General features: G+C 59.9%; 2 protein-coding genes. One reads left to right on the top strand and one right to left on the bottom strand.

Translation table 11 applies throughout. The features are described 5' to 3' along the window. On the top strand, positions 1-539 hold a 539-nt coding region (locus BN874_RS14285), incomplete at its 5' end, for a transglutaminase-like domain-containing protein (protein ID WP_034434700.1). A 152-nt stretch (positions 540-691) separates the two neighbouring features. On the opposite strand, the gene BN874_RS14280 is transcribed toward BN874_RS14285, so the two are convergent. Beyond that, on the bottom strand, positions 692-1,164 hold a 473-nt coding region (locus BN874_RS14280; protein WP_034434698.1), incomplete at its 5' end, for a Crp/Fnr family transcriptional regulator.

The raw sequence follows: 1,164 nt of genomic DNA, 5'->3' as shown, positions 1-1,164 counted from the left end.
TGATGCCGAGCCGTTATTGCGAAGTGGATCGAATGGTGGATATCGCCTGGTCGTTGTTCAGCACCGTGCCACAAGGTTGGGCGCGGGTGCAGGCGATCTGCGATTTTGTGCATGGTCATATCACCTTCGATTATATGCAGGCCCGGAAAACGCGCACCGCGTATGAGGTGTACCAGGAACGGGTCGGCGTGTGTCGCGACTTCACTCATTTGGCAGTGGCGTTCTGCCGCTGCCTGAACATCCCGGCCCGGTACTGCACCGGCTATCTCGGCGATGTCGGAGTACTCTCATCGCCCGAACCGATGGATTTCAGCGCGTGGTTTGAGGCGTATCTGGGCGGGCGCTGGTACGCCTTTGATCCGCGCAATCACACCCCGCGCATCGGCCGAGTCTTGATGGCCTATGGTCACGACGCCGCCGATGTGGCGCTGCTGACTTCTTTCGGCCCCAGCCGACTGGATCGATTCACGGTGTGGACCGACGAAGTGGGCGAGGAGGCGCTGGCGCCGGCCACGAGCAGATCAATCAGCACGGGATGACACTCAACGGTGACCTCAATAGTCTGGACTTTCGCTAAACCCGTAAATTCCGTCATACCCGCGAAAGCGGGTATCCAAGCTTTTCAGCGACTTACTGGATTCCCGCCTACGCGGGAATGACGGAAAGCGAAAGTCCTGATAGTCAGTCAAAACTAACCATGCCGATTTGCTGGCGCCGCCATCAAGCCGGGTGACGGTATCATCTGGTCATACAGGGCTTCCGCAGCCCCGTAACAGCCACAAGCGGCGGCTAGCAGACCGGCGCGGTCGAGAACGGTGATATTGCCACGGCTATAGTGAATCAGCTTGTGCTGTTGCAGCACGCCCGCCGCCTTGGTAACGCCGACGCGACGCACTCCCAGCATGAAGGCCAGGAATTCATGGGTGACATGGAAATGATCCGAGTGCGCCCGATCCTGGGTCATCAACAGCCAGCGGGCGAGGCGCGCCTCCACCACATGAAAGCGAGTGCAGGCGACCAGTTGCCCAAGCTGGCCCATCAACACGTACAGGTAACGGTTGAGCGTCGCTTGCAGCGTGCTGCTCTGTCGGAGCGCGTCATAAAACCGCTCAGAGGTCATGCACCACGCAGAACCCGCGCCCTGGACAAAGGTGCGCAGCAGCG

Origin of the sequence: Candidatus Contendobacter odensis Run_B_J11, from assembly GCF_000531125.1 — a bacterium.
Lineage (GTDB): Bacteria > Pseudomonadota > Gammaproteobacteria > Competibacterales > Competibacteraceae > Contendibacter > Contendibacter odensensis.
This window is presented reverse-complemented; position numbering and strand designations above follow the sequence as displayed.